Source organism: Pontibacter brevis, from assembly GCF_054779655.1.
In genome coordinates, this window is sequence record NZ_BAAGXV010000023.1 from 69,612 (window position 1) to 95,002 (window position 25,391).

The window sequence follows — 25,391 nt, forward strand, 5'->3', positions numbered from 1 at the left end:
ATGTACAGGATGACATCAGCTCTTTTCCTGTTTGCACCTATGTGGTGAGCGGAAAGGCACCTACTTCCTGCACTGCTCCGGGCGGCATGCCGTTCAGGTGAATGGCCCCGATACGTACCCTGATCAGGCGCAGGGTCGGGAAACCAACGGCTGCGGTCATCTTTCTTACCTGCCTAAACTTGCCCTCCGTCAGCGTGATGGATACCCAACTGGTTGGGCCGTGCCTGTCGTCTCTCACCCTTCGGCTGCGTTCCGGAAAGCCCGGGTCCTGTTCCAGCAGGCGTGCTGTGCAGGGTTTGGTTCTGCGCCGGTCTCCTTCAAAGTTGAGTTCCATGCTTTGCTGAAGTTTTTCTATGGCTTCGCTGGTTATCAGGCCGTCTACCTGTGCATAGTACTCCTTCTCTACATGGCTGCTGCGGACATGCTCGCTTACTTTTCCATCGGTGGTGAGCAGGAGCAGGCCCTCGCTGCCTTCATCTAAACGGCCAATGGCCATGGTGCCTTCCGGGAAGTCGTAAAGCTCACCCAATACCTTTTTCTTTTTCTGCTTTTTAGGGTCGCTCAGAAACTGGCTGAGGTACCCGTAGGGTTTATGTATGATAAAGTGCCGGTGTGTCACGTAATGCTCAATGTAAGTTGTTTTTATTTCCGCTTTGCCTTCAGCGACCAGGTATAGCGGAATGTAGCCACCTGGTCACCGTTTTCGTCTGTGCCTGTGCTGGTGGCTATAACGGTTACACCCTCTCCGGTGGCCTTGGTCTGCTCAATGGCCGCATGTATGCTTTCCCCATCCTGGCAGGTGAACAAAATTCTGCCCACAGCTTTTTTTGTGAAATCAGCCTCCATGTGCACCACCAGCATTGAAACAGCCGGGGTGGATTTATGTACATGCATCATGCAAAGCACACCTGTGGAGAGTTCGGCGGCCATGCTGAGGCAGGCAAAGTAAATGGAGTTGAAAGGATTTTTGTTGAGGTATTTATATGGGATGCTAACCGTGGCCTGCCCGTGGGTAAGGGAGGTGACACGCAGCCCTGCCAGGTAGGCCATGGGCAGCCGGGAGAGCATAAACAGGCGGAATTTAACCGGCGAGGAAACTAGCTCTCTGAAAGCGGCAGCATTGTCTGTGTGGCGGGCCATGGTACTATCCTTTCGTTGATGTTTAACTTTGCTTCCGCGTAAAAGCAGGAATGCTGCTACTGTTGCTTTTCACAAGTGCTGCAAACTCCCTGTGCAGAAAAGTGCAGGCTGTCTACTTTATATCCTGAAGGTAAAGACAAGGCCGGGATATGGACCTCATTCAGGCAAAAGGTCTGGCCACAGGCAGTGCAGTTAAAATGGATGTGATTGTCGTGGTGCTGCTGATGGTTGCAGGCTTCCTGGCAAAGCGCATACTTCACGGCACCGCTTACGTCGTTAATGCTGTGCACCAACCCTTTTTCCTCAAAAGAATGAAGGGTCCGGTAGAGTGTAACGCGATCAAACTTATCTCCCAGTTGCTTCTCTATGTCTGAATGCGCCAGTGCGCTCTTGTTACGTAACAGCAAGCCCAGTACCTCTATGCGGCAACCGGTTTTGCGGAGCGCGTACTGCTGCAGCAATTCCTTTGTCTTTTCTGTTGTATCAGTATGAGGCTCTACCATAGGCTTACAAATATAAGTTATAACACGAAATCAGAACAATATAAGATTTTATATGCTGCTTCTGATAACCTGTTCTTCTGTACTACGTATATATAGCTATAGAGATATTCTTTTTAACAAAAGAATCAAAGGACTTTGCCAGCGTCTGCTAAACGACTGTAGCGGAACGCCGCCTGACAACAAGCATCACCCTTACCCTACCCTTATACCCTGTTAGTTACGCTAAGCCTGGAGCCTTCGGTTTCAGGCTTTTTTATACCCATAACATGGACAGGATGCCCATCAGCATGATAAGTTTGTTGAGGTTGCTCAGGTAACCGAAATCCGCTTTGCGATCTGCCCGAACCAGCTTTACCACCATCCAGATGCTGGGTGCCAGCACCAGTAAAAGCATATAGATGTCGAAGATGAGCGGGGTAGAAGGGTGCAGGATAGCAGCTATCAGCACAGCCTGGAAGATGGCAATAAGGGGGTACAGCACGTATTTGGCTCCCCGCATGCCTGCCACTATGGGCAGCGTGCGGCAATCAAAAGAGGCATCTCCTTTCATGTCCTCAATGTCCTTGATGATCTCCCGGATAAGCGAAATCAGGAAGGCGAACAGGGCATAACCCAGCGTGGTCTTGTTCAGGGTGTCATTGTAAACAGCTACTACCAGTAGCATAGAGGCAGACAGCAGCGCAATGGCAACATTCCCGATTAGAAGCAGCTTCTTTAGCCTGGCAGAGTAACCCCACAGCAGCAGTACCGCTCCGAGATTTATCAGGCCTACCGGCACCATCAGAAGCATACCAGTTGCCACTCCTGCAAAAGACAGAATCAGGTGCGCGAATATTGCCCGGCGCCTGCGGATGATTCGCCCTACCAGTAGCCGTTCGGGTTTGTTGATAGCATCTATCTTTACATCATAGTAATCGTTGATGATGTAACCGGCTGCAGCAATGCATACGGTGGAGAAGGTGAGGGCGAGGAAACCCGGTTCCAGTACCTTCGCCCAGTTTACCCCAGTTGCCAACAGGCAGGCCTGCACCAGCGCCTGGCTCAGCACAACCAGTACCAGGTTCCGGGCACGTATAAGGGTTAAAAAAGGCTTCATGTAAGAGGAGGGGATAGCTGTAGCAAAGGTACGGCAGCAAGTGCAAAAGGCAATAAAAAAGCCCCTTGCAAAAGGGGCTTTTCCTGTAATGGTTAAAGTAAACTATATTAGATTCTTTTAACATTTACAGCGTTGATTCCTTTTTTACCTTCCTGAGTGTCAAACTCTACAAGGTCATGCTGCTGAATTTCAACGCCATTCAGGCCACTTGCATGCACGAAGAAATCTTCATTTGTTTCGTCTTCAGTTATAAATCCATAACCTTTTGACTCAATAAAAAACTTTACTTTTCCTGTCTTCATAAAAATGATAATTAATTTGGGTAATAAACTGCACGTAAACTAGAAAATTATTTTTATATATACAATAGGCTATTAAGAGAAATCTTCTATTGATTTGTAAAAAATGTATATATACGTAGTTGTTACTATACGTTCAGCTGTATTACTTACCAGGTATCCTGTGCTTTCATTATTTTCTCTACCAGTTCCCGCACCGCGCCCCGGCCTCCTTTTCTCGTAGCTATAAACGTGCTGATTTCTTTGATATCGTCGGCCGCATCGGCCGGGCAGGCACGCAGGCCACAGCGTTGCATTACCTCAAAATCCGGCATATCGTCGCCCATATACGCTACAGTGGCCGGGTGAATGCCCTGCATGTAAACATAGTTCTCAAAGGTTTCTACCTTGTCCTCTATACCTGTATAAATGTCCTCAATGCCGAGTTGTTCAAGCCGCTTACGCACACCAGGCTCGTTTTTGCCCGTTATAATAGCCACACGATAGCCCTGCTGTATAGCATGTTTAATGGCAAAACCGTCTTTGATGTTAAAGGCACGCACCTGTTCCCCGTCGGCAAAACAGTACAGTAAGCCATCTGTCAGGACACCATCCACATCAAAAACTAAGGTGTTGATGCGGGTTAAATCTGTTTGAGTAATGGACATAAGTAATAAAAGGCAAAGAGAAGTTTGGATATAAAGTTAGCGGCAGCATATAGTTCCGGCCAGTCCGGCACAGTAATGAAGCCCTCCATAAAATAGAAAAAGGTCTTTCTTTTTCAGAAAGACCTTTAAAAGTATAAAATATACTGTGATTAGACTATACCGCTGATGAGAAAGCTTAGTCCTGGTTGTCACGCCACTCATACACCCAGGCAGCCTGTATCTGCTCCAGGTGTCCCTCGTTCGCCTGCTCGCGCGTGCCTTCAAAGTTTGGCAGCGACAGTACCCATTCAAGCAGTTCGGTGAAGCGGATGCGGTAGATTTTAGATTCTGTGAAATCATCGCCGAACTTCTCGTAAAGTGCCATGGCAATGTCCTCATAATCGTTCCAGTGTATTGGTGGCTCGTAACTCTTATTCATCTCTTTTTCATTTATCAATTATCAATTAACATTTATCAGTACACTCTATGGCGAGACCTGATAAATGATCAATGTTAAATGTCTAGTGTCCCAGGAAATCCTGTTCCGGAATGGTGACTACAATATCTTCGTTTCCCTGCACCACGCACTGGCAGCCCAGCCGGGAATTGATGCGCGGGTCTACAGCACGGTCAATATAATCTTCCTCTTTATCTGAAATCTCCGGCAGGTCATCCATTCCTGCTTCCACATATACGTGGCAGGTGCTGCAGCCGCACACACCGCCGCAGTTATGCTGTAGTTTTATGTCGTTGTTCAGGGCCACATCCAGTACGGATTCCCCCTCCACAGCAGGATGGGTAATGTCTGGTGAGCCGTCAGCAAACTTAAAGGTTATATTTACAACTTTCATTTCTTCTGTATCTGTTTTGAACGTGCAATTTACGAAGGCCTTCAGCCGAATCAAAACAGGCGGCTGATGTTGGCCATGTTACTTAAACCAGAGAAAGGGAATTTTGGTTAGCCTGGTTCTGCATTGCCGCCTCTGCCTGCCGCTTTTTCCTGTATACTTCGGGTAAGTTGCTGGTAAAGCGAAGCATAAGCAGGGTGTTGCTGCAGTAACTGCAGGTGCACCTGCAGTACGTTTTCGTCGCCCCGTACGGCCGGGCCTGTCTGTACTGTAAAAGGATCCTGCAGCACCGCTTTGGCTACCGTCTCTTCTATCAATGGCTGGAGCAACTGCTTCGGCAGGTTGGCTTCCTGCAGCAGTTGCTGGCTGATGCCCAGCAGGTGGTTCGTAAAGTTGCAGGCAAATACTGCCGCCAGGTGCAGATGTTTCCGGGAATCAGACGACACCCGGTGTACCTGTTTGCTGATGCTTCCTGCCAGCGCCTCAATTTGCTGTAGTGTCTCCTTATCCTGCGCCTCTACCAACAGCGGTACCTGTGCCAGGTTAACTGGCTTGCTTTTTGAAAAAGTCTGCAAGGGGTAGAAAACCCCCGTACGTGCTTCCTGCACCTGCTGCAACAGGCTGAGTGGCTGTGAACCAGAAGTGTGCACTACCAGTGTGCCAGGGTTTACCTGCAACACAGCGGCTGTATCAGACAACACAGCATCTGGAACAGAGATAAAAACGATATCCACCTCTATCTCTCTTAAGTCAGGCTGTGTAAGAGGTTTAGCCTGTGGCAACAGACTGGCCAAAGCTTCGCGGGAGGTACCCTGGCGGCTGTAGACAGCTTTTAGCTCATGTCCGGCGTTGGCAAGTGCCTGTGCCAGGTGCCAGGCCACATTGCCTGCGCCCACAAAGGCAATACGCATCTTTTGAGTTGATTTCATATACCGCGAAATTAGAATGTTATTGTAACAGAATCCATTCTAAAGCAAGAAAGCCTTTGCTACAGAGCAAAGGCTTTCTGATTATGAGGAGGGGCCGCTTAGGCTGCCTGCACTTTTCTTTTCGGCTTCGGTGTGGTAGCCGGTTTTTTTGTATTGCCACCACCTTCTTTGTTACGGCGAACAATGGCCATCACAAATCCAATGCTCATGATGATGGTGCCTATCCAGAGGATGTTCACAAACGGCTTCTCCATTGCCTTCAGGATAATGTAGTCCTTCTGCGTGGCGTTCACACCTATCTTAAAGCGATTATTTTCTGTGTCGATGTTCAGGAAGGTAATGCGCAGGCCAAGGTCTGCTACTTCTTCCGGCACACGGCCCATCATCTGGTCTTTAATCATCAGCACAGGGTGCGCGTGGTAATTTTTGCGCTCACCCATTATCTTCATATCCGCCTGCACTGCCACATCGCCTTGTGCCAGTTCTACACCGGGCACTTTTTCTATACGCTCGATGCCGTTGAACACCGCAACATAGTCGTTCAGGATAATCGTGTCGCCGGCTGCAACGTCAAACTCCATCAGTTCGCCCCAGTCTTTTTCTTCGTTCGGGTCCGGAACAGAGGAAACGTGTGAGTAGAGGTCTTTGTCTGCAAAGTGCTTGATATCCGGAGAGGCGAGCAAGCCCATGTTCGGGTTCACCTGCGCACGCGGGTACAACGTAAATTCTTTGTCGCCGTCACGCTCTTTGTACTGCACCTGGTAATAGGTATTCTCCGGGGACTCTAAATCTAATGTGTCTCCTGTTTTAAAGTACACCTTATCACCTGCTTTTATGTCGCCGCGGGCAATGGCTTTATACTCATCTGCTGTCGGGAAAAGCAATTCACGATTCACGTATTCTGGCACGCCCTTAACTTCCATGAACTGGCCATGATAGCTCACGGTATATTTGTCCATTTCAACAGGCGTATTTCGCCACAACAGCACGTTGTCACGGTTAATGTCGTCCGGGAACTCACGGGAGTACACCATGCCGGAGGTGTTCTGCGAAATGATGTTGGAGTAGCCGGATGAGAACAGGATACCAACCAGCATCAGGGCAATACCAATGTGCGATACGGCACCGCCCGAAAGCGATACTTTTCTGTGAAGCAGGTTGAGTATAATGCTCAGGTTCGCAAACACAGCAAAAAGTGCCGTCACTAAAAGGGTAATATAAGCCGGCTTGTCTATCGTTTCAGACAGCATGCCCATTTTCGACAGCACAATAATTAAGCTGGCGAAAAGAAGTGTTAACATACCTGGCAGTGTGATGGCATCCAGAAATGTTTGCTTTGTGTTCTCGCCTTTGTTCCACCATAGCAGCTGCCCTATACCAGACAGAAGGGCTATACCTACACCAGCCCATAGCTGGAATTTGGTGTAGTGCTCAATCTGGTCGGCAGGCAAAGCTGCATTAGATTCGATACCAATGAAGCCTAAGAAAGAATTGTATACCGGGATAGAGGTTGTTACCAAAACCTGGAAACCGGCAAGGCACAGTACGGCAGCACCGATAAATACCCAGAATTCCCCGTTGTAAGTTGATAATTCTTTCTCAGTTGTCGGTATGCTTTTCCAACGGTACACCAGCAGGGCAGCCGCCAATACCGCAAACGCTGCTAAATAAGCGAATAGCTGACCGGACAAACCAAGGTCTGTAAAGGAGTGCACGGAGGCATTTCCTAAAATACCGCTTCTTGTCAGGAAGGTGGCATACAGAATTAAGATAAAGGAGGCAATCACAAGGATGTAAGATGCTTTCAGGCCTTGCTTTCCACGGCGGTAGGCCACCATGGTGTGAATAGCACCTATCAGCACCAGCCACGGAATGTATACTGCGTTCTCCACAGGGTCCCAATTCCAGTAACCACCGAAATTCAGCGTTTCATAAGCCCAGTAAGCACCCATCATGGTACCAATACCTAAGATAACGCCGGCAAACAGTGCCCATGGCAGCGCTGGCTTCACCCACTCTACAAACTTGCCTTTCCAAAGGCCAGCCATTGCGAAAGCAAATGGCACCAGGGTAGCGGCAAAACCGAGGAACAGTGTCGGCGGGTGAATTACCATCCAATAGTTCTGGAGCAGCGGGTTAAGGCCAGTACCATCCTGCGGTACAAAATTAAGGTCCATGGCGAATACCGGGGCATCCGTCATAAAATCACGCATCAGGATGAAAGGAGAGGAGCCTACCTTCAGGTCACCAATCACCACACCCAATATCATAGAAGTCAGGAAGAGCTGCACGAACGAGAACATCGCCATCACAGGAGCTTCCCACACTTTGTTTTTCTTACCTGTATTAATCAACACCACCCCCAGTGCTACGTGCCAGAAAATCCAGAGCAGGAAAGAGCCCTCCTGGCCTTCCCAGAAGCAGGAAATCATGTAATGCACCGGCAGGTGGTTGGAAGAGTGGCTCCAGGCGTAGTAATACTCGTAGCGGTGCTCGTAAATAATGTTGAACAAACTGAAGACAACCATCAGCACAGCCGCTCCGTGCACATAAAATGCACCACGGGCCAGGTTGCGCCAGCTGTTGTCTCCGGTAGCCTCCACTTTAGAGCGGGAGGCCATAAAATAGGCATAAGAGGACACAATGGCTGCCACAAAAGCCACAATCACACTCGCATGGCCAATATCCCCAATCAGCGTATTTATCATCTTGAAAAGTTAGAAAGTTAGAGGGTTAGAATGTTAGAGAGTTGTCCGGTAGGAGAGTCTTCACTTTTTAACTCTCTAACTTTCTAACTCTTTAACTTCTTTTACAGGCTTGCTGTATTCTGCTGTATTTCTTTTTCCACGTACTTAGACGGGCACTTGAGCAGGATTTTATCGGCCACAAACACATTGTTCTGCATGTTGCCCGTAATTACTACCTGCTCTGAACGCTCAAAGTCCTGTGGTTTGGGATTGTAGTATACCACCTGCTGCTCAAAGCGGTTGGTGTCTACCAGCATAAAAGTAAAGTAGTTCGGGTCAACCAATGGGTCGTAGTTCATGCCCACGATATGGCCTGCTGCATCTTTCTTCAGGCGGCCTACCACGTGCACTTTAGTAGTGTTGCCGTCTTCGGCGCGCTCAATAGCTTCGTCGAATGACACATAAGTACTGGCATCGCCTGCAGAAGACATAATAATGCCAATGGCCAGAGCGATGACAATGATCCCGATGATATGTGACTTCTTCATCTAAGTATGTAAATGTGTTGTGCTTATTCTGACTGCCTAACACGCTTCCGGAGAATATAAATCCATAGCGGCAGGCTAATTTTTAAGGAAAAATAGTAGCCTTTGGGTTGCCAGGTTAGCGGTTCACTAAACTGTCTTTCAGTTGCGCTTCCAGCTTTCCTACCTTTCGGTCTAAGGAGATAAGGTACAGTATCATGCCCACTAATACAGTAAGCAGTACGGCGACCACTACATAAATTTTGCCGTCCTGCCGAAGGACATCGGCCATTTCTACTTCCGGCTCAGCTACCACGGTTGTGGTGGCTTCTGTCTGGGCCTGCACCTGCTGGATGCCTGCTGTGGCGCATAGGATAAAGCACCACACTGCCAGTATTCTAAACACTTTCATATAATCGTTGTCTGAGTAATTCTAGTCTTGATTTTACATTCACAATCCACACGCCCAGCAAAGTCCAGCCCAAAACGGCAGGGTAAAACACCATGCGCAGGCTGCTGTCCATGTCATAAGTGTTAAAGCCCGGGTTGCCTCCGTTGCCAGGATGCAGTGAATCCGTCATACGTGGCAGGATGAAGAGCAAAGGGATAAGGGCCGCAAAGGCAAAAATGTTGTATACGGCACTGATGCGGGCTCTTTGCTGCTGTTCGTTGAAGGAACTGCGCAACACGAGGTAAGCAAAGTAAATAAGCAGGCCAATGGCCGAGGCGTTCTGTTTCGGGTCGTTGCTCCAGTACTCGCCCCATGTAAACTTAGCCCATTCCATACCGGTCACGATACCCAGTACGCCGAACAGAATGCCTACTTTGGCTGCCTCCGCGGCAATCACATCGTTTTTTACCGTAGGCTTGTTCAGGTATTTGATAGAGTAGACAAAAGATATGAGTAGGATCAGGATCATTCCAAACCACATCGGCACGTGAAAGTACAGGTTCCGGATGGTTTCGTTCAGGATAGCCAGACGCGGCACCTCCGACAGCATACCAGCCACTATGGTATAGACCAACAGCAAAACGGCCAGTATTTTCCACCAATTTTTCTTCATTCTTATATAATTAACTGAGCGCACGCCGCTCCTTTTACCTTTAACATTTTCCAGCCGGTTTCGTCACCAATTGCGGAAAAAAAATGCATTTTTCTCTGGCAGGGGCCAGCACCTTACGAACGCCAAAGGTACGGGAACAAAATATAAGAAACAGTGATTACGATCATGTTTATGGCGAGCAAGGTAAGCAGTTCGTCGAGGCTGAGGCTACGGTCCAGGCCATCCAGGGCATTTTTCGACATCTTAATCAACATCAGGAGCATTGGCACGATAACGGGAAAGCTGAGCACGGCCATGAGTGTACCGCTGTTGGCGGCTTTGGAGGCAATACCCGAAATCATGGTAAGGGAGGTGGAGAAGCCAATAGCCCCCAGCAGGAGTGAGAGCAGGAACATGGGCACATCCTGCACCGGGTTGCCCAGCACCAGGGCATAGAACAGGAAGCAGATTAAGGCCAGCACCAGCATCAGCAGGGTGTTGTAAACTATCTTAGCCAGTATAACGCCCTGCGGGCTCACGATGGAGTAGAAGTAAAGCAGCCGTCCCCGGTTCTCCTGCATAAAACTTTTGGCAATGGCATTTACCGACGTGAACAGCAGGATAATCCAAAGTACCGCATTCCATACAGGAACTGAAAGTACGTTTGATCGCATGCCAAAGCTTAGAAAGCACACAAATACGGTGCTGCCGACATATAGCAGCATGCCATTAAAGGCATACTTTTGTCGCCATTCCAACATCAAATCCTTCTGAATTAAGTATAAAACTTCTTTGAACAGCACTGCTTCTCAGTTTTACTGCAAAGGTAAGGTACAATTTACTTTGAAGGTAGCTTTGAGGCGGTTATTGTGTAGTAAATGGTTAAATGGCTGTGAAACGAACAAGCTGTTCAGGCCTTCATTCAAAGAAAAAGCACGAGCCATCATGGCCCGTGCTCTATATGTTTTGAGTATTGCTGATCCTAACAATCAACAATTTTACCATTCAACAATTAGTTAATCCTTCTTCTTTTTCTTGTCCTGCTTGTGCTTAACCACTTTAGCCTCGCGGTAGAAGATAATCTCTTCTGCGATGTTGGTAACCTGGTCACCTACGCGCTCTACCTTTTTGATGATGGACAAAATAGCGAGCGCCTCCGAAATCTTCTCCGGGTTATTAGCCATGAACTTTGTCACAATGCTGTCTGATTTGCGGTAGATTTTATCTAAGGCCTTATCGCGCTTTATCAGCGTTTTAGCCATTACCGGATCATTGTTTTTAAAGGCTACGCGGCAGTCAGCAAACATGGCTATGGCCTCTTCGTACATCGGCAGCACCTTCGTTAACTCCAGCAGTTCTTCGCTGACAGGGGTATCCAGCTTCTTTGCAAAGCGGGCAATACCCTCAGCAGTATCACCTATGCGCTCGAGATTGGCGTTTATCTTAAGCACCGCCAGCACCATGCGCAGGTCAACGGCTACGGGGGTAAACAGCGCAAAGAAGTTCTCGCACATGCGGTCTATCTTCACGTCGAACTGGTTTACCTTTCTGTCGCGCTTAATAATTTGCTTTGCCAGCTCCTGGTCGGCTTGCAGCATGGCCTCACGGCCGCTCTGCAATTGGTACTCCACCAGATCCCACATTTCCAGCAGTTTTGTTTTAAGCTTATCTAACTCTACATCTATATGAGGCATCTTTTATAATTTAATGGGTGAGGAACTAAAGTATACGTGTAACGGATGCAGGATAACTCAACCAAAACGGCCTGTAATATAATTCTGTGTGCGGTTGTCCTGCGGGCTTGTGAACATGGTTTTGGTTTTGGCATACTCCACCAGTTCTCCCATGTAAAAGAAAGCCGTGTTGTCGCTCACCCGGCCAGCCTGTTGCATGTTGTGCGTCACAATTACAATGGTGTAGTCGTTCTTCAGTTCGTATATCAGCTCCTCAATCTTAGCTGTGGAGATAGGGTCGAGGGCAGAGGCAGGCTCGTCCATCAGCAGCACCGAGGGCGAGATAGCCAGTGCGCGGGCAATACAGAGCCTTTGCTGCTGCCCACCCGATAAGGCCAGTGCTGACTTAGAGAGCTTGTCTTTTACTTCATCCCAGAGCGCAGACCGTCGCAGCGATTTCTCTGCCGCCTCCTCCAGAACAGACTTTTTCTTGATGCCCTGTATTTTCAGGCCGTATACTACGTTCTCAAAAATGCTCTTCGGAAAAGGATTCGGCTTTTGGAACACCATGCCTACCTCTTTTCGCAGCTCATCCACACGTACATCTTTTGCATAAATGTCTCTTCCGTCCAGCAGAATGTCTCCTTCTGTCCGGAAGCCGTCGATGTAGTCATTCATGCGGTTAAAGGTGCGCAGAAACGTGGACTTGCCACAGCCAGAGGGGCCAATAAAAGCCGTCACGTTTTTTTCTTCCATGGAAATGTTGATGTTCTTTAGGGCATGGAAGTCGCCGTAGTAGGCATTCAGCTCTCTTGCTTCGAGCTTTATCGTTTTTTTATTCATAAAAGAAGAGAATAAATCTTATACAAAAGGCGCAGCGTAAGGTTTTTACCTTGCTAAAGACACAAAGCATTCGTTGGCTTCGGGCTACCTGCCCTTTTTGCTATGTGCCGGTAGAAGGAAAGATTACGCTTTTGCCCTGGTGCTACCTGCTGGCCTTTATTACCACTTCACTTTCTTTTGCTGCCTGTTGCGTAAGTATACGGCAATTCCGTTCAGCAAAAAGGTAATTGCCAGTAAAACTATAATGGCTCCTGCTGCATTTGTTAAAAATTCTGCCTGCGGCCTGGAGGTCCAGTTAAAGATTTGGATAGGAAGCACCGTAAACTCATCAAAAGGCGTGGCTGGCGTAAAAGGCACATAGGCTAAGGCACCAATCACAATAAGCGGAGCTGCCTCGCCCACCGCCCTGGAAAGCGACAGGATAATACCCGTCAGAATGCCGCCAAAAGACGCTGGCAGCACCTGGTTCCAGACCGTTTGCCATTTAGAGGCGCCTAAGGCAAAAGAGCCGTCGCGCACGCTACGGGGTACCGCTTTGATTGCCTCACGGGTAGTTACGATAATGATAGGCAGGATGAGGAGCGACAGCGTCAGGGCGCCTGCCAGCAGGCTGCCGCCAAGGCGCATCTGGCGCACAAAAATCTCCAGGCCCAGCAAACCATAAATAATGGAGGGCACACCTGCCAGGTTCGCAATGTTAATCTCCAGGAAGTTGGTCCACTTGTTCTTTTTGCTGTACTCCTCCAGGTAAATGCCGGCCCCCACACCTAGCGGGAAGGCGATGATGGCCGTCAGCACCAGAATCCACAGGGTACCTGCCCAGGCTGTTAAGATACCGGCACGGCTTGCCCTGCGCGAAGGCAGGCTGGTGAGGAAATCCCAATCAATGCGCGAAAAACCTTCTATGGCGATGTCAGCGAGAAAAACAGCAAGTATTACCAGCCCGATGAAGGTACAGAAGACACCGAAAACCTGGAATGCTTTGTCTTTAAGCCGGTTCTTTTCTGAGTTAGTCATACTTTTCCTGATATTTCTTTTTTATCCAGAAGCTGATGTTGTTCAGCGCAAACGTGAAAATGAACAGGGTGATACCAGCGGCAAAGATGGTACGGTATTCCAAGGAGCCATGGGGTACGTCGCCTAAACTCACCTGCACAATATAGGTCGTGATGGTTTCGATAGGCACGAGCGGGTTAAGTGTAAGGCGTGGCTGCTGACCAGCGGCAATGGCCACGATCATGGTTTCGCCCACTGCCCTGGAGATACCCAGTATGACAGACACCACAATACCTGAAGATGCCGCAGGCACCATCACGCCAAAAGCAGTTTGCAGGCGGGTAGAGCCCATGCCGTAGGCAGCCTCCCGCAGGGAGCGCGGTACGGCGCTAATGGCATCTTCGCTGAGCGAGGAAATCATCGGGATGATCATAATGCCCATCACAATACCAGCCGACAAGGCATTGAAGCCCGCCAAACCAGGAATAAACTGCTGTAAAAAAGGAGTAACTACTGTCAGGGCAAAGAAGCCGTATACTACCGTCGGGATGGTGGCCAGCACCTCCAGCATTGGTTTAATGACCTGCTTAAAGCCGGCATGTGCATACTCGTTCAGGTAGATGGCGATGGTCAGGCCAAGGGGGAGTGCTACCGCGATGGCAATAAAAGTGGTGAGCAGGGTGCCCGCCACCAGTGGCAGGATGCCGAACTTTTTATCGGCAAACAAAGGTGTCCACTCCTTTTCTGTGAGAAAGCGAACGATGGACACTTCGCTGAAAAAGGCTATCGACTCTGATAGCAGTACCCAGATAATGCCGACTGTGATAAGTATTGTGATTACGGCTGATAACCACAACAAGCCCTCGATTATTTTTTCAGATGCTCTCAAGGTGCTGTTCCTTTCTATAAGGCAGCGCAGGGATAGTATTTAACCCTGCGCTGCCTGTTTATGTTTAGTCAGTTATTGTTGTGCGTTGTTAGCACTGGCATTGGTGCCAGAACTGAACTGCTCAAACTTCTGCTTCTGCTCCTGGTAAATTTCGGCAGGCATCGGGATGTAGCCTACTTCCTCGCTCAGTTCTGCCGCATTGTCAAGGTAGAAGTTCACGTACTCTACCACCTCTGGCCTGCTGGCTGCTTTTGAGTTTACATAAATATAGAGCGGGCGGGAAAGGGGTGCGTACGAGCCATCTTTTACAGTTTCGAGAGAAGGCATGATAGCGCCCTGGCCGTTGCTGTCGTTCTGGTCATCTACCGGCACAGCTTTCAGCTTGTCCTTGTTCTCGTCGTAGTAAGCGTACCCGAAGAAGCCGAGCGCGTAAGGGTCAGTAGAAACACCCTGCACCAGCACGTTGTCGTCTTCGCTGGCCGTATAGTCACCGCGGCTGGAATGGCTTTTGCCTACAATAGCCTCAGTAAAATAATCGTACGTGCCCGACTCAACACCGGCACCGTACAGGTGTATCTCCTGGTCAGGCCACTCCGGACGAATCTGGTTCCATCTGGTAACGGTGCCCTGTGCACCAGGCTCCCATATTTTCTTCAGTTCTGCTACTGTAATGTCGTTTACCCAGTTGTTCTCCGGGTGTACCACTACGGTCAGGCCATCGTAAGCGACTGGCAGTTCAACAAACGTAATATTGTTTTCTGACGCGAGCTGCTTCTCAGACTCATTCATGGTGCGCGAAGCATTCACGATGTCAATCTCACCGCGCGAAAACTTCTTCATACCGCCGCCTGTGCCAGATACACCAACAGTAACTTTTACATTTGGTGCCTCAGCACGAAAGTCCTCCGCTACAGCCTCGGTGATAGGATATACGGTAGAAGAACCGTCTATCTGGATGTTCCCGGAAAGGTCGCTGTCAGTTCCTTCGTTAGAGTTGCCTCCACAGGCGCTGAAGAGGAGAGTGCCTCCTACCAGGAGGGCGGCGTTTAGTTTAAAAAAGTTAAGCCTAAGGTTTAACATACAAATTAGATGTTAGGGGTTGATTGGTTGAATGGGTTTTGGTGACCTCAAAAAAATATGAATATTACTTTGCGTTGGGTATACTGTCTTGTATCTGAGTTAGTTGTGTATGTAGGTAACTGGGCCTTTAACGCTTGATTTTTTAGTGTCTTTATGTGTGCAAAGTTCTGTATAAGCTTACAACCTGCACCTTGTGGCGTATTAAGTAATTGTTAAATTTATATAAAACCTACAGGGCGATTTCCATCTGCATCCTGAACATGTAGGCATCGTCACGGCGCTCCTGCTGCAGCAGTGTTACATCGCTCTGTACCTTCAGGTTATGGCCTACAATGTATTTCGATATACCTATTGTATATTGGTCTTGTGCTCTTCGCCCCAGTACAGGAGTAGGGTTATAATTGCTGTAACGGCCTGCCACTTCCCAATTGGTTTTAAAGAGGTAGCCCGCCTGCAGGTTCAGGCCATTGCCCGTCGTGAAAGCCTCTTCTATATTACCCTCTGCGTCTCTTCTTACTACAGGGCCTTCCTGTGTTTCCTGGATTGTGGAGCTATTCAGCGCTTCTTTGTTGGCATACTCGCCCATAAAAGAAAAGCCCCTGTATTTAAACATCGCGTCTACAAACACAGTACTCAGGTCCCGCTGCTCACTTAAAAAATCGCCCAACTGGCCACCTTCGCGGGAGGCATTGTCGTTGTAATCATAAGTGGCAGCTATCGACAGCTTGGGAGTTTCTTCCCTAAGGAGGTCGCTGTTAAAATAGTCTCCGTTACCTTCAAAAAAACCAAAGGGTAGCACCTCAACGCGGGCAGTGTAATCGTAACCACCTGCATTTGTAACTGTAATGTTGCGGCCTTCCCCCATCGTAATAGCGCCTATTTCGCGCAGTACCACCTGGCCAACCTGGTGCTCATGGTGCAGCTGTAAGCCAGCATCCCGGTCAATATTGAAGCGGGCGTTCAACAGGCTTCGGTCCACAAACTGCAGGTTTTGGGAAGAGATAACACGCTCACGGTTGCCCGGCAGCTTTGTCTGGCCTGCCCATAAGTACAGGTTAGGCGCAAAATTCCATTTCGCTACGGCATCCAGTACAATATTGTCGGCGTTATTGGTCATCAGTGGCGTGTCATGACCGATGTCTCTGTTGCTGAGGGCAAGCTCTATTTTATATACGAACTTTGGAGAGAAAGCAAAACCGTCAAATTTGAGGCGGAAACGACGGGTCGTGAAATTGTCGTCCCATTCATTTGTAGAAGGATTGGTAACACCCTGGTAAAGTGTCTGGAACCTTGTGCTGAACTTCATGCTGAAAGAAGTGTCTGCAGCCACAACAGAAACGCCTTTGCCAAACTTGCTCTTTATAACACTTTGGCTATAAACACTATTGCTCCAAAACAGGAGCATGAGCAGCAGTAATCCTGCTCCCTTGGAAAAATAATTCACGTCCTCGTAGGTTTAGGTGAGAAATAACCTTTCAGGCATTCCTTAACGTTGTCCGACAGCATTCACAGTTAGTCAGGCTATAAATGCTCCGTCCAGGTGGTGTACCAGCATTGCAGTTAGTCAGGCTGCTCTGGCTGCTGTTTCACGGTGTAAAATAACGAAGAAGATGTTATCTGTTGATTAACCTAATGTTACCATAATGTTAAGCTATCTGATACAGAACAAGGGAGGACCTGCTGTGCCGCCAAGCAAGGCATGTAGAGGAGCGTGTGGTGCTTGTTCTGTTTTAGGTTGAGAAGAATACAGCAGTTCCGCCCGGCTTTTGTCCGGGGGGAACTGCTGTATAAATTTTATCTGTAAAAGGTGTTGCTGTGCTAGAAATTGAACTGGGCCTGCAGCCTAAGCCTGTTGCCATACTGCCTGTTGCCTTGGGAGAGGCCACCTCTTCTTGATAAATTATCCGGAAGGTTGTTCACCGTCTGGGCATTGCTGATGGTTCTGTCGCCTATGCTATAATCTGCGACCAGTTCAAAGTTTCTGAAAGGCTGCCATTCTGCACCTATTTCTGTTTCGTACACCAGGTGGCTGGTAGCATCGCGCTCATGCTTCTTTCCGCCATCATAATACTGCATTTTCAGGAAGGGCAGGAGAACCTGGTCGCCAACCTCCAGTTTGTACATAGCCTGTGCATATCCCCCCTTCAGAGGCTTTACCTGTACAGATTTTGTTCCCGGATCATATTCAGGACCCTCGCCAACATTGTACTCGGCCTGGAAGCCCAGTGGCTGCGGGTACACAACCAGTGTAGCAGCCACGCGGCGATCTATATATTCCGGTGCTACTGTAACCCCTGGCGAAAGCTGGTCCGGAGTAACAGTATACTTGCCTGTGTAGGCCTGCAGGCCCGGTTCAATAAAGCGGCCGTTAGCAAGCTTGAACGGATAGGTAAAGCGGGCTACAACGTGTTGGCTGTTATTGGCTTCCGGCCTGTTGGCTGTCTGACCATTGTAAATACCGATACCTGCCATCCCGTAGTCTCCTGCCCCCTTCAGCTTCGCGTTTGCCAGTTCCTGCAGTCTGGCGCGTATCTCCGGAGGGGTCCAGTAAAAGAAGATGCCCAGGTCGCGCTCATTTGCAACGGCGCTGTTCAAAGCATCATTTCTGTCAAGTGTAAGGCGGTTGCTGCTGGACTGCATGTTCTCAAAGCCATAGGGTATTTTGCTCTGCCCGATGCGGAGTCTGAACACTTTCTCCTTATCTAAAGCAAGGTCGAAGTACGCATCGCGCAGCTGCACGAAATGCAGCGTAGTAGAACTTGGTGCTGAAGCGAAGTCCGGCTGGATATATATGAAGACCCTCTCGTGCACATTACCGCTGAAGATAATGCGGGCACGCCTGATGAAGAAGCCACCGTTCTCGCCCAAGGACCTGTCGCATTGGTCGCACTTCAGGAGCGGGTTGGTTTCGAACAGGCGGTTATAGCGGACCTGCGCATACCCCCTGATTGATATTTTGTTGTACCAGGCTGATTTGTCTGCTGCTGGCACGGCTGGCGTTATGGCCACCGGAACGGCAACTACAGTTTTTACCGTGTCGGTTTGCGCCTGTGCATTGGTAAGTATTCCAAAGCTTAATGCAGCCACTGCAAGCAAGGCAACATTTCTTAAATCTTTCAACATGGATAGGGTGAGTAAGCGATAAGGTTTTGTCTCAGTCATTATATAAAGTAGTAACCATTACAGGCTGGCACCTGCATTGTTTGCTTTTGGGCCTTACCAGTTAGTCAGGCTGTATAAGTTGCCACAATACCTTTGACTGCGGCGCAAAATAAGCTTGCCAATGTTATGGCTTGATTAACGAAATGTTACCCCAATGTTAAGCTTTTTAGCCCTATTGTATTCGGTGAATTCAGTAGGTAAACAATTGTTTCTGAGCTTCTTGTGTGGTGTGTGGCAATTCTTGTAAAAGCGATATAAAAAGCTGGAATTGTGATTTAACATGCGCATAATATTGAGGTAATGCCCCCTTAACCTCCCGTTAATTGCTACTTAACATTAAGGTCGAAGGCTTAACGGTATCATAACCCCTTCATAAAATTAGGTTAAAGTAGCCACGGTACTTTTGCAGCGAGACTAAACAAGAGTACTTCAATGAAATCATTATTCACACTTCTCACCATTCTTACTACTACCATAGGTGTGTTTGCCCAGCAGGGGACACTAAAGGGTAAAGTAAAAGACAAAGCTACCGGCGAGGATATCATCGGGGCCGTGGTTTTTATCAAAGGAACTTCTAAAGGCACCACTACTGACTATGAGGGCAACTACACATTGCCATTGGAGCCTGGTGCTCATACATTATCTGTTACCTTTCTTTCTTATAAGCCTTTTGAGCAAGTGGTGCAGGTAAGCGCGGGGCAGCCGACTACTTTAAACGTGCAGTTGGAGGAGAACAGCACCCAGATACAGACGGTAGAGATTGTGGGCACTCGCCAGACAAACACCGAAATGGCCGTGCTGGAGACGATGCGCGAAAGTGAAGTGGTGGTAAGCGGTGTGGCGGGCGAGCAGATTGCCAAGTCCATGGACCGCGACGCTGCCGAAACAGTGAAACGCATACCAGGAGTAACCATTCTGAACGACCGCTATGTAGTTATCAGGGGGATGAGCCAGCGCTACAACACCGTGCTGCTGAACGATGCCCTCACGCCAAGTACGGAGCCGGACCAGAAGGCTTTTTCTTTTGACATCCTGCCAACCAGCGTAATAGACCGCATCATGATCTATAAAAACGGCTCGCCGGAGCTTCCAGGTGAGTTTGGTGGCGGTGTTATTAAAATCTATACAAAGAATGTGGTAGACGAAAACAGCACCAGCATTGGTGTGTCAGGCTCATACCGCGTGGGGACAACTTTTAACAACTTCCTGACAGACAGCAAGAGCAGCACCGACTTCTTAGGTTTTGATAATGGGAAGAGGCAGTTGCCAACCGGGTTGACTGCTACTAAAGGCCAAACCCAGGGGGAGGTGCCGCAAAAAGGCCAGCTATTCCCTAACAACTGGGCACCGAAAGCTACAACGGCAACACCGGATTTGCGCATGTCGCTCGGTTTGAACCGCCGTTTTGATGTAGGTTCGCTTCGTATCAGCACTGTTTCAGCTGCTTCTTACAGCAATACCCAGTCTCTTACAGAGGGAACAAGAAACAATTACGGTGCCTTTAATGAAGAACTTGGCCGAAGCGAGCGCCAGCTAAGTTATAGCGATAAGGTATACACAAACAATGTCCGTTTAGGTGTCATCAGCAACTGGTCGGCCCGGATAAATAACAATAACAAGATTGAGTTCAGAAACCTGTTTAACCAGCTGGGTAGCAACGAAGTGTTGGAGCGTGAGGGAGTCGACTATACGAACGGTGCCCAAAGGCAGCAAAATTACTCACTGCGCTATGAAAGCCGTTCTATCTACTCCGGCCAGCTGCAGGGTACGCACGACTTTAACGACAATAGGTCTACTGTTACCTGGACGGGCGGTTATAACTACACCAACCGCAATGAGCCGGATTATCGCCGCTTCCGTACGGCCGACGATAACAACGACGGTACCTATAGATTGCTGTACCAGCCTATCCCAACCCTGCGAGATGCCGGTCGTTTCTATTCCGACCTGAATGAGCAAGGCGTAATGGCGAATGGCCAGATTGAGCACCGCTTCGAAAGTGCAGACTCCACTTCAGAAAACGCTCCTAAGATAAGAGCAGGTTTCTATGCCGAGCGCAAGAGCCGTGATTATTCTTCCCGTTTCTTCTCGTTTGCGCCGGCCAACACTTCTATGTTCGACCAGAACCTTCCGTTGCTGCAGATAAACCAGGTTTTTGCTCCTGGAAACATTAACAACACCACTGGCTGGAAGTTACTCGAAGACTCTAACCCGCAGAACAATTACAGTGCATACAATACGTACCTCGCCGGATTTGTTGGAGGGGCCACGCCGCTGCTAAACAAACTGTCGGTTTCAGGCGGTGTGCGTGTAGAATATAACAACCAGGAACTGGAATCTCTTGGCTTCGATGGCAGGCCGCTGAACAGGGAAAATCCGGTGCTGAGTGTGCTGCCATCTGCTAACTTCACTTATAACCTCACCCCTCGCGCTATGCTGCGTGCCGGTGGTAGTGTGAGTGTAAACAGGCCAGAGTTCCGAGAGATTGCTCCGGCTCCATACTTCGACTTCGTGAACCTGCTGGAAGTAGTGGGTAACCCAAACCTGGATGTGGCGACTATTTACAACGGCGATGTGCGCTACGAATTCTATCCTAACCCAACGGAGCTGCTTTCTTTCGGGGCTTTCTACAAATACTTCAACAAGCCTATTGAAACTGTGTTCCAGAACACAAGCGGAGCGAACACCATCACATTTGCGAACGCAAAGAACGCTTACAGCTATGGCCTGGAAGCTGAAGTTAGAAAGTCACTGCTGGATTTGTCAGAGTCCCGGTTTGTGCAGAACCTGACACTGGTGCTGAATGCTGCCCTGGTGCAGAGCGAGGTAGAGCTAACAGATGAGTATGCTTCTTACCAGGCCGGCAAACGCCAGATGGTGGGTCAGTCTCCTTATGTAGTGAACACAGGCGTGTATTATCAGGACGATGACCGCCAGCTACAGTTCAACGTGCTGTACAATGTTATCGGAACACGCATTTTCGCAGCGGGCAGTAACCTGCGCCAGACGGTGTACGAGATGCCGCGCCACCAGATTGACCTGTCCCTGACAAAAGGAATCGGAGAGCACTTCGAAATAAAAGCGGGTATTCAGGACCTGTTAAACCAAAAGACGCGCCTGATGCAGGACTCTAACAACGACGAGAAAATTACTTCTGTGGATGAGTCGTTCAGGGAATTCCAAAAAGGACAGTACTCTACCATTGGCGTAACCTACAAATTCTAACAATCACAAAGCAGTTTATAACTAACGCATTCTAACAACCTTAAGCAACTTATAACCAATTAACCAAATATGAAAAAGTTATTAAACCTATTGCTGGTCGCTTTTATCTCTGTATCCTTTATGGCCTGCGAAGATGAGGAGCCTGTAAATCCGCCGGTAACCGGTGAGGAGTTCTTAACGGCTCAGGAAAACGGGATGACCGTTATTTCTGGCTCCACGGAAGAAGATTTCACCATGAGAGCGAACACAAAATATTTGTTGAGAGGCTTTGTGTATGTAAAAGATGGCGCAACGCTTACCATTGAACCAGGCACTATCATTAAAGGTGAAAAGTCTTCTAAAGGTACTCTTATAATTGAGCGCGGTGGTATGATTATGGCAGAGGGTACAGCTGCTCAGCCTATTGTATTCACCTCTGCGGAGCCTGCTGGCCAGCGTGCTGCCGGCGACTGGGGCGGTATCATCATCCTGGGCAACGCACCTGTAAACTTAGGTGCCGGTGCCAGAATAGAAGGAGGTGTAGACAGAGAATACGGTGGCAGTGACGCTACTGATAACTCCGGTACATTAAAGTATGTGCGAATAGAGTTCCCGGGTATCGCTTTCCAGCCAGACAATGAGATCAACGGTCTTACTCTTGGCGGTGTAGGTTCAGGTACTACATTGGACTACATACAGGTTTCCCATTGCGGTGATGACTCTTTTGAGTGGTTTGGTGGTACGGTAAACGCCAAGCACCTGATTGCCTACAAGCAGGTAGATGATATGTTTGACACGGACAACGGATACGCAGGTAAACTGCAGTTCCTGGTGGGTATTTCTGACCCTAACGTGGCGGATGCCTCTGGCTCTAATGGTTTCGAGTCAGATAACGATTCCCAGGGTAGCGGAGCTACGCCAATCACTGCCCCAACTTACTCTAACGTGAGCCTGTTCGGCCCGCTTGGCACCAATCCTTCTGCACAGGTTAACTCTAACTTTAAGCGTGGCCTGCACATCCGCAGAAACAACAAAACAAAACTATACAACTCTATTGTTGCCGGATGGCCAGTAGGTCTGTTATTAGATGGTGCTCCAACGCAAGCCAATGCTACTGCCGGTGAAATGAACATCCGCAACACTGTGATTGCCGGTATCCCTTCAGGAAAAGCCCTTACCATCGAGTCTGACGGCAACTTTGACGTAGCCACCTGGTTCAATACTGCTGAAAGAAATAACATGGTAGTAAACGACGCTGCTTCACTAGGCCTCTCAGGTTCTTTTGCGCAGTCTGGCAACCCTGAGTTCACTACTGTAACTACTTCTGTAGAGCCTGCCTTTACCAACCTTGACAGCTTCTTTGAGCAGGTGGATTACATCGGTGCCTTCGGGTCTACTGACTGGACAACTGGCTGGGCTAACTTCAACCCTCAGAACATAGCCTACTAAGAAGCTTCATATTACTGATTGTACATGTATGGGTGAGAAACATCGTTGCAATCATGAACGGAGCGGCTTAGTCTCCCGCTCCATCCGAAACCCGCCGTCCGGCGGGTTTCTTTTTTTATATGCTTACCGAAAGAGTTAGTTGGGCTTTAACTCCGGAAAGAGGACGCCAAAAAACCTTTTTTAAATATGCTTTATTTAGACCTTCCAGGGTAAGGTTTAATTAAATGGTAACTCTCTTATAACCTGCAGTTAATAAGCTAAGCTTAACTTCAATCAAAAGTTAAGAAGTACTGAGCCAAAAGTGATTCCGAACGATTAATGGTGAAGCGTATGAATCAGGTAGAAAGGTTTAAAAGTGTGATGGTGGATAAGCTACTGTCCTTCTTCCTATACAGGTTAAGTTCGTTTTACTCCCCGCTCAAGTTTAACCGAACTTAGGTTTACACCCGCACCTAACTATATGCCAAGAAGAAGAAAAGTACAGGTTGCCGTTATCTCAGACGTGCACCTCGGTACCTATGGGTGCCACGCGAGCGAACTACTGGGTTATCTTAAAAGCATCACCCCTGAAATACTCATTCTGAACGGCGACATCATTGATATCTGGCAGTTTAGCAAGAGCTACTGGCCTGCGTCTCATATGCGGGTAGTAAAGCACCTGATCGGGATGATTACGAAGGGCACCAAAATCTACTACATCACAGGCAATCACGATGAGATGCTACGTAAGTTCAAAGGTTTTGAAATGGGCTCTTTTGAGATAGTGAACAAGGTAGTGCTGGAGCTAGACGGCAGGAAGGCCTGGTTTTTTCATGGCGATGTGTTTGATGTGACCATGCAGCATTCAAAATGGATAGCCCGGCTCGGGGCGAAAGGCTACGATATGCTTATCCTGCTCAACCGTGTGGTCAATTTCTTCTGCCATAAGTTTAGCCAGGAGCAGGTTTACCTCTCCCGTAACATCAAGAACAGGGTGAAGAGCGCGGTGAAGTTTATTAACAGCTTTGAGCAGACTGCCTCCGACATCGCTATCTCCAACGGCTACGACTATGTAGTGTGCGGACATATCCATCAGCCTGAAATGCGGGAAATCGTGACCCAGAAAGGCGCTGTAACCTACCTGAATTCTGGAGACTGGATTGAGAACCTGACGGCGCTGGAATACAACAGCGGAACCTGGAGCCTCTATAAGTTCAGAGAAGACCTTGATACTTTTTCTGCCGATGAGTCGGAAGAGGATGAGCTGATGTCGAATGTGCAGCTGTTTCAGAGCCTGATGGTGGAGCTTAACTTTAAAGGCGCTTGAGAATTTTATACGCTATACAGGGAACGGGTAACGGCCACCTGGCGCGTGCGCTGGACATAATACCGGCCCTGCAGCAGCGTGGTGAGCTGGACATCCTGGTGAGTGGCTGCCAGGTGGACCTTCGCCTTCCGCACCCTGTAAAGTACCGCCTTCAAGGTTTAGGGTTCATTTTCGGTAAAAGCGGCGGAGTTGACTTCTACCGGACATTTGCCCAACTTAATTCCAGAAGCTTCTATAAGGAAGTGCGCCGGCTACCTGTAAAGGAGTATGACCTGGTTATAACAGACTTTGAGCCTGTCTCTGCATGGGCCTGTATGATAGCCCGGAAGCACTGTGTTGGCCTGAGTAACCAGGTGGCGGTGCTAGACGCAAATGTGCCAAAACCGGAGGAGGTAGATTACATGGGCAGGTTTATACTCAAAAACTATTCTCCCACCACGGCACAGTATGGCTTTCATTTCTCCAGGTTCGACCATTCTATCTTTACGCCTGTTATCCGGAAGGAGGTGCGCGGGCTGGAAGTGCATAACGAGGGTCACTACACTGTGTACCTGCCAGCCCACGACGACCTGAAAATTTTAAATATGCTGACCAATTTTAGAAGCGTAACATGGCAGGTGTTTTCAAAGCACAACAGGCAGGCGTTCCGGCACCAGAATGTGAGCATTCAGCCCATTCAGAACGAAGCATTCCTGAAAAGCATGGCCACGTCTGCCGGGGTATTTTGTGCAGCGGGCTTCGGTACCGCATCAGAGGCACTGTATTTGCAAAAGAAGTTGCTGGTCGTGCCCATGAAGAACCAGTTTGAGCAGGTATGTAATGCTGCTGTGCTCACCCATATGGGAGTTAGTGCCATCAAAAGTTTTAAGAAGAAGCACCTTCCGGTTATAGAAAACTGGATGAAAAACGGAGAACCCGTTAAGGTGATATACCCGGATGAAACAAATGCCATTGTGCAGCGCATTGTACAGGAGAATACATAAAGATTTAGGGCTGTGTTCTAGAATGTATGATGTTGGAATAAGTATGGCAGCAAGGGTGTTTATAGGAAGTTATGTGCGAGATAACTATCCAGGTAAACTGCCCCTACTGCC

At 48.6% G+C, this 25,391-nt stretch carries 25 protein-coding genes; 4 read left to right on the top strand and 21 right to left on the bottom strand.

The genetic code is table 11. The features are described from left to right. Window positions 1-37 precede the first annotated feature (37 nt). From ACYVB1_RS06510 to ACYVB1_RS06610, 21 genes are all read right to left on the bottom strand, one after another. Window positions 38-619: a pseudouridine synthase gene (locus ACYVB1_RS06510; RefSeq protein WP_460921902.1), complete on the bottom strand. Its 582-nt coding sequence runs from the start codon at window positions 617-619 to the stop codon at window positions 38-40. Window positions 620-642: 23 nt separating this feature from the next. Continuing rightward, window positions 643-1,140, bottom strand: a complete 498-nt coding sequence (locus ACYVB1_RS06515; RefSeq protein ID WP_460921904.1) for a PaaI family thioesterase — start codon at window positions 1,138-1,140, stop codon at window positions 643-645. Window positions 1,141-1,196: 56 nt separating this feature from the next. Then, complete coding sequence (locus ACYVB1_RS06520) at window positions 1,197-1,643, bottom strand: Fur family transcriptional regulator (RefSeq protein ID WP_460921906.1); 447 nt, start codon at window positions 1,641-1,643, stop codon at window positions 1,197-1,199. Window positions 1,644-1,896: 253 nt separating this feature from the next. After that, window positions 1,897-2,739 carry a geranylgeranylglycerol-phosphate geranylgeranyltransferase gene (locus ACYVB1_RS06525; protein ID WP_460921908.1) on the bottom strand — a complete coding sequence of 281 codons (843 nt, stop codon included), beginning with the start codon at window positions 2,737-2,739 and terminating at the stop codon, window positions 1,897-1,899. A gap of 107 nt (window positions 2,740-2,846) precedes the next feature. Next, window positions 2,847-3,041 carry a cold-shock protein gene (locus ACYVB1_RS06530; RefSeq protein ID WP_460921910.1) on the bottom strand — a complete coding sequence of 65 codons (195 nt, stop codon included), beginning with the start codon at window positions 3,039-3,041 and terminating at the stop codon, window positions 2,847-2,849. A 146-nt stretch (window positions 3,042-3,187) separates the two neighbouring features. Continuing rightward, on the bottom strand, window positions 3,188-3,685 hold the full coding sequence (locus ACYVB1_RS06535) for a KdsC family phosphatase (protein WP_460921912.1): 498 nt from the start codon (window positions 3,683-3,685) through the stop codon (window positions 3,188-3,190). A 175-nt stretch (window positions 3,686-3,860) separates the two neighbouring features. Next, complete coding sequence (gene iscX, locus ACYVB1_RS06540) at window positions 3,861-4,103, bottom strand: Fe-S cluster assembly protein IscX (RefSeq protein WP_439881198.1); 243 nt, start codon at window positions 4,101-4,103, stop codon at window positions 3,861-3,863. An 82-nt stretch (window positions 4,104-4,185) separates the two neighbouring features. Further along, window positions 4,186-4,515, bottom strand: a complete 330-nt coding sequence (locus ACYVB1_RS06545) for a 2Fe-2S iron-sulfur cluster-binding protein (protein ID WP_460921915.1) — start codon at window positions 4,513-4,515, stop codon at window positions 4,186-4,188. 107 nt (window positions 4,516-4,622) lie between these two features. After that, window positions 4,623-5,441 carry a Rossmann-like and DUF2520 domain-containing protein gene (locus ACYVB1_RS06550; RefSeq protein ID WP_460921917.1) on the bottom strand — a complete coding sequence of 273 codons (819 nt, stop codon included), beginning with the start codon at window positions 5,439-5,441 and terminating at the stop codon, window positions 4,623-4,625. 98 nt (window positions 5,442-5,539) lie between these two features. Next, window positions 5,540-8,149 carry a cytochrome c biogenesis protein CcsA gene (gene ccsA / locus ACYVB1_RS06555; RefSeq protein ID WP_460921919.1) on the bottom strand — a complete coding sequence of 870 codons (2,610 nt, stop codon included), beginning with the start codon at window positions 8,147-8,149 and terminating at the stop codon, window positions 5,540-5,542. Between the two features lie 101 nt (window positions 8,150-8,250). After that, the gene (locus tag ACYVB1_RS06560) at window positions 8,251-8,676 is read right to left on the bottom strand and encodes a cytochrome c maturation protein CcmE domain-containing protein (protein ID WP_460921922.1); all 426 of its coding nucleotides are present in this window, start codon (window positions 8,674-8,676) and stop codon (window positions 8,251-8,253) included. Between the two features lie 115 nt (window positions 8,677-8,791). Next, window positions 8,792-9,064 carry a CcmD family protein gene (locus ACYVB1_RS06565; RefSeq protein ID WP_460921924.1) on the bottom strand — a complete coding sequence of 91 codons (273 nt, stop codon included), beginning with the start codon at window positions 9,062-9,064 and terminating at the stop codon, window positions 8,792-8,794. Continuing rightward, window positions 9,051-9,716, bottom strand: a complete 666-nt coding sequence (gene ccsA / locus ACYVB1_RS06570; protein ID WP_460921926.1) for a cytochrome c biogenesis protein CcsA — start codon at window positions 9,714-9,716, stop codon at window positions 9,051-9,053. Before ccsA (ACYVB1_RS06570) ends, ACYVB1_RS06565 begins: the two co-directional genes overlap by 14 nt. A 113-nt stretch (window positions 9,717-9,829) precedes the next feature. Next, the gene (locus tag ACYVB1_RS06575; protein WP_460921950.1) at window positions 9,830-10,471 is read right to left on the bottom strand and encodes a heme exporter protein CcmB; all 642 of its coding nucleotides are present in this window, start codon (window positions 10,469-10,471) and stop codon (window positions 9,830-9,832) included. A gap of 240 nt (window positions 10,472-10,711) precedes the next feature. Beyond that, window positions 10,712-11,389, bottom strand: a complete 678-nt coding sequence (phoU, locus tag ACYVB1_RS06580) for a phosphate signaling complex protein PhoU (RefSeq protein WP_460921928.1) — start codon at window positions 11,387-11,389, stop codon at window positions 10,712-10,714. 57 nt (window positions 11,390-11,446) lie between these two features. Further along, window positions 11,447-12,196: a phosphate ABC transporter ATP-binding protein PstB gene (gene pstB, locus ACYVB1_RS06585; RefSeq protein ID WP_460921952.1), complete on the bottom strand. Its 750-nt coding sequence runs from the start codon at window positions 12,194-12,196 to the stop codon at window positions 11,447-11,449. Between the two features lie 174 nt (window positions 12,197-12,370). After that, on the bottom strand, window positions 12,371-13,228 hold the full coding sequence (gene pstA / locus ACYVB1_RS06590) for a phosphate ABC transporter permease PstA (RefSeq protein WP_460921930.1): 858 nt from the start codon (window positions 13,226-13,228) through the stop codon (window positions 12,371-12,373). Continuing rightward, window positions 13,221-14,096 (bottom strand): phosphate ABC transporter permease subunit PstC, encoded by an 876-nt coding sequence (gene pstC, locus ACYVB1_RS06595; RefSeq protein WP_460921932.1) that lies wholly within the window; start codon window positions 14,094-14,096, stop codon window positions 13,221-13,223. The genes pstA and pstC overlap by 8 nt, the downstream gene beginning before the upstream one ends. A 72-nt stretch (window positions 14,097-14,168) precedes the next feature. Then, window positions 14,169-15,176 carry a PstS family phosphate ABC transporter substrate-binding protein gene (locus tag ACYVB1_RS06600; protein ID WP_460921934.1) on the bottom strand — a complete coding sequence of 336 codons (1,008 nt, stop codon included), beginning with the start codon at window positions 15,174-15,176 and terminating at the stop codon, window positions 14,169-14,171. Window positions 15,177-15,405: 229 nt separating this feature from the next. Continuing rightward, window positions 15,406-16,620 (bottom strand): porin, encoded by a 1,215-nt coding sequence (locus ACYVB1_RS06605; RefSeq protein WP_460921936.1) that lies wholly within the window; start codon window positions 16,618-16,620, stop codon window positions 15,406-15,408. Window positions 16,621-16,994: 374 nt separating this feature from the next. After that, window positions 16,995-18,338, bottom strand: a complete 1,344-nt coding sequence (locus ACYVB1_RS06610) for a porin (RefSeq protein ID WP_460921938.1) — start codon at window positions 18,336-18,338, stop codon at window positions 16,995-16,997. Window positions 18,339-18,770: 432 nt separating this feature from the next. On the opposite strand from ACYVB1_RS06610, the gene ACYVB1_RS06615 reads away from it, so the two are divergent. The 4 genes from ACYVB1_RS06615 to ACYVB1_RS06630 all read left to right on the top strand — a co-directional run bounded on the left by ACYVB1_RS06615 (window position 18,771) and on the right by ACYVB1_RS06630 (window position 25,280). Further along, the gene (locus ACYVB1_RS06615; RefSeq protein WP_460921940.1) at window positions 18,771-21,563 is read left to right on the top strand and encodes a TonB-dependent receptor; all 2,793 of its coding nucleotides are present in this window, start codon (window positions 18,771-18,773) and stop codon (window positions 21,561-21,563) included. Window positions 21,564-21,632: 69 nt separating this feature from the next. Next, window positions 21,633-22,991, top strand: coding sequence for a T9SS C-terminal target domain-containing protein (locus ACYVB1_RS06620; RefSeq protein WP_460921942.1), 1,359 nt, complete (start codon window positions 21,633-21,635; stop codon window positions 22,989-22,991). Window positions 22,992-23,451: 460 nt separating this feature from the next. Continuing rightward, entirely contained in the window at window positions 23,452-24,297 is an 846-nt protein-coding gene (locus ACYVB1_RS06625) for a UDP-2,3-diacylglucosamine diphosphatase (protein ID WP_460921944.1), read from the top strand. Beyond that, a complete protein-coding gene (locus ACYVB1_RS06630; protein WP_460921946.1) occupies window positions 24,294-25,280 on the top strand; it encodes a glycosyltransferase family protein in 987 nt (328 codons plus the stop codon). The genes ACYVB1_RS06625 and ACYVB1_RS06630 overlap by 4 nt, the downstream gene beginning before the upstream one ends. Window positions 25,281-25,391: the final 111 nt, after the last annotated feature.